At 70.1% G+C, this 3,102-nt stretch carries 3 protein-coding genes; all 3 read left to right on the forward strand.

Features of this window, described 5'->3' with window-relative positions:
- The coding region (locus G6026_RS10850; RefSeq protein ID WP_241728031.1) for a sterol carrier family protein at positions 1-245 on the forward strand (245 nt) is incomplete at its 5' end.
- Positions 246-286: 41 nt separating this feature from the next.
- Positions 287-1,936 carry an amidophosphoribosyltransferase gene (purF, locus tag G6026_RS10855; protein ID WP_107755794.1) on the forward strand — a complete coding sequence of 550 codons (1,650 nt, stop codon included), beginning with the start codon at positions 287-289 and terminating at the stop codon, positions 1,934-1,936.
- A 40-nt stretch (positions 1,937-1,976) separates the two neighbouring features.
- Entirely contained in the window at positions 1,977-3,062 is a 1,086-nt protein-coding gene (gene purM / locus G6026_RS10860) for a phosphoribosylformylglycinamidine cyclo-ligase (RefSeq protein WP_107755795.1), read from the forward strand.
- Positions 3,063-3,102 lie beyond the last annotated feature (40 nt).

The raw sequence follows: 3,102 nt of genomic DNA on the forward strand, positions 1-3,102 counted from the left end.
CCTATGCGGCCGTGCAGTGCATCGAGGGGCCGCGCCACACGCGGGGGACCCCGCCCAACGTCGTCGAGACCGACGCCAGGACCTGGCTCGAACTCGCCACCGGCCGCCGCAGCTGGCAGTCCGCCGTCTCGGCCGGGCTGGTCCGTGCGTCGGGGACGAGGGCCGGTGAGGTCGCGTCGGGGCTGCCGGTGGTGCGACCGGGGACACGGGAGTGGGGTCACGGGGGTCCGGGAACGTACACTTGAACGGCACCGCCGGGGTCTGTCCGGGCGGACCGCCCCGAACCATGAGGGAGCACCACCAGGTGGAGAGCACGTCGTCACGTCCGGGCACGTCCGGACCACTCCGCCGCACAACGAGTCGCGCCGCCGTCGGTCTGGGTCTGCCCGACCCGTCCGTTCCCGGTCCGACCGGCCTGCCTGTCGACGCCGAGCGCATCGGCCCGGTCGAGGAGTGCGGTGTCTTCGGTGTGTGGGCTCCGGGCGAGGATGTCGCCAAGCTCACCTACTACGGCCTGTACGCGCTGCAACACCGAGGCCAGGAGGCCGCAGGGATCGCGGTCGCGGACGGTGAGCAGGTCCTGGTCTACAAGGATCTCGGTCTGGTGAGTCAGGTCTTCGACGAGAAGACCCTCGAATCGATGAGCGGCCACGTGGGCGTGGGCCACTGCCGGTACTCGACGACCGGCGCGGCGTCCTGGGACAACGCCCAGCCCATGTTCCGGCCCACTCCCGGTGGAGGGTCCGTGGTGCTGGGGCACAACGGGAATCTGGTCAACACCCAGGAACTCAAGCGTTACGCCACGTCGATCGGTATCCGTGGGTACTCCGAGAACAGCACCCACTCGGACTCGGACATCGTCTCCACCCTCCTCGCCCACGACGCGGGGGACGGGGGGCTCGAGGAGGCGGCGGCCCGGTTGTTGCCGCGACTGCGCGGTGCCTACTGCCTGACGTTCTCCGACGAGAGCACGCTGTACGCGGCCCGCGACCCTCACGGGGTGCGCCCCCTCGCGCTCGGTCGGCTCGAGCGGGGCTGGGTGGTCTCGTCCGAGACCTCTGCGCTCGACATCGTCGGGGCGTCGTTCGTCCGCGACATCGAGCCCGGTGAGCTCATCGCGATCGACGCCGACGGCGTCAGGTCGCGCAGACTGGCGGAACCCGCCCCCAAGGCCTGCGTCTTCGAGTACGTCTACCTGGCACGTCCCGACTCGGTGATCAACGAGCGGCTGGTCAACTCCGCTCGCGTGGAGATCGGTCGCACGCTGGCCGCCGAACACCCCGTCGAGGGCGACCTGGTCATCCCGGTCCCGGAGTCGGGCACCCCGGCCGCGGTCGGATACGCGCAGGGCTCCGGAATCCCCTTCGCACAGGGGTTGACCAAGAACGCCTACGTCGGCCGCACGTTCATCCAGCCCAGTCAGACGATCCGCCAGCTCGGAATCCGGCTCAAACTCAACCCGCTTCGCGAGGTGATCCACGGGAAGAAGCTGGTGGTGGTGGATGACTCGATCGTCCGGGGCAACACCCAGCGGGCCCTGATCAGGATGCTCAGGGAGGCGGGCGCCCTCGAGGTGCACGTCCGTATAGCCTCTCCTCCGGTCCGGTGGCCGTGCTTCTACGGCATCGACTTCGCCAGCCCGGCCGAGCTGATCGCCAACGGCGTCGACGTGACGGACGGCATGCTCGAGGGTGTCCGCAGGGCGATCGGCGCGGACACCCTCGGGTACATCTCGGTGGACGGGATGATCTCGGCCACCGGGCAGCCGCGGGACGAGTTGTGCGCCGCGTGCTTCGACGGCCACTATCCCATCGCGCTCCCGGACGACTCGCCCATGAGTGCGGCCGTGCTGGCCCTGGCCGCCCAGGTCGACGGCGAGACCCCCGACCGGCACCTGGTCCTGCACGACACCACGGACGCCGTCCGCCGACCCTGACCGGGCGCCCGCCCAGGGGCGCCGATGAGGAGAATCGACCATGACCGAGAACCACCACCCCGCGCGCGGCGCCTCGTACGCCGCCGCCGGCGTCGACATCGACGCCGGCGAGCGCGCTGTCGAACTGTTCGCGCCCCACGCCAGGCGTGCGACCCGACCGGAGGTGATGGGCGGTCTCGGGGGTTTCGCGGGGTTGTTCTCCCTGAAGAACACGTATCGGCAGCCGCTCCTGGCCTCGTCGACGGACGGCGTCGGCACCAAGATCGCGGTGGCGCAGGCCATGGATGTCCACGACACGGTGGGCATCGACCTCGTGGCGATGGTGGTGGACGATCTCGTGGTGTGCGGCGCCGAGCCGCTGTTCCTCCAGGACTACATCGCCATCGGCAAGGTCGTGCCGGAGCATGTCGCCGCCATCGTCGAGGGGATCGCCGAGGGGTGCGTGCGGGCGGGATGTGCCCTGCTGGGCGGGGAGACCGCCGAGCACCCCGGGCTCATGGCACCCGGCGAGTACGACATCTCGGGCACCGGGGTCGGGATCGTCGAAGCCGACGAGGTGCTCAAGGCGGAGAACGTCCGCCCCGGCGATGTGATCGTGGGTATGGCGTCCTCGGGTCTGCATTCCAACGGCTACTCACTGGCCCGGCACGTGCTGCTGGACCTCGCTCGCCTACCGCTGGAGGGTCACGTCGAGGAGTTCGGTCGGACACTGGGCGAGGAACTCCTCGAACCCACCCGCATCTACGCCCTGGACTGTCTGAGTCTCATCGCGGAGACCGACGTCCGGGTGTTCAGCCATGTGACAGGCGGAGGCCTCGCGGAGAACCTCGCGCGGGTCATGCCGCGCGGACTGGTCGCACGGCTCGACCGAGGGCGGTGGCCAGTGCCCGCCGTGTTCGGCACGATCGCCCACCACGGCCGTGTCGAACAGACCGAGATGGAACGGACGTTCAACATGGGCGTCGGGATGATCGCCGTCCTCCCGGCCGAGGACGTGGACCGAGCCCAGGCCGTGCTCACGGCACGGCACGTCGACAACTGGGTGATCGGGCACGTGGACAAGGCTGGAGAGGACGCCGCGGACTCGCCCCGCGTTGTCCTGGAGGGGTCGCACGCCAGATTCTGACCGGGGGGTCAGACCCCACCGCACACACGTGGGCCGGGCA

This window comes from Dietzia sp. DQ11-38-2 (assembly GCF_014145055.1).
Lineage (GTDB): Bacteria > Actinomycetota > Actinomycetes > Mycobacteriales > Mycobacteriaceae > Dietzia.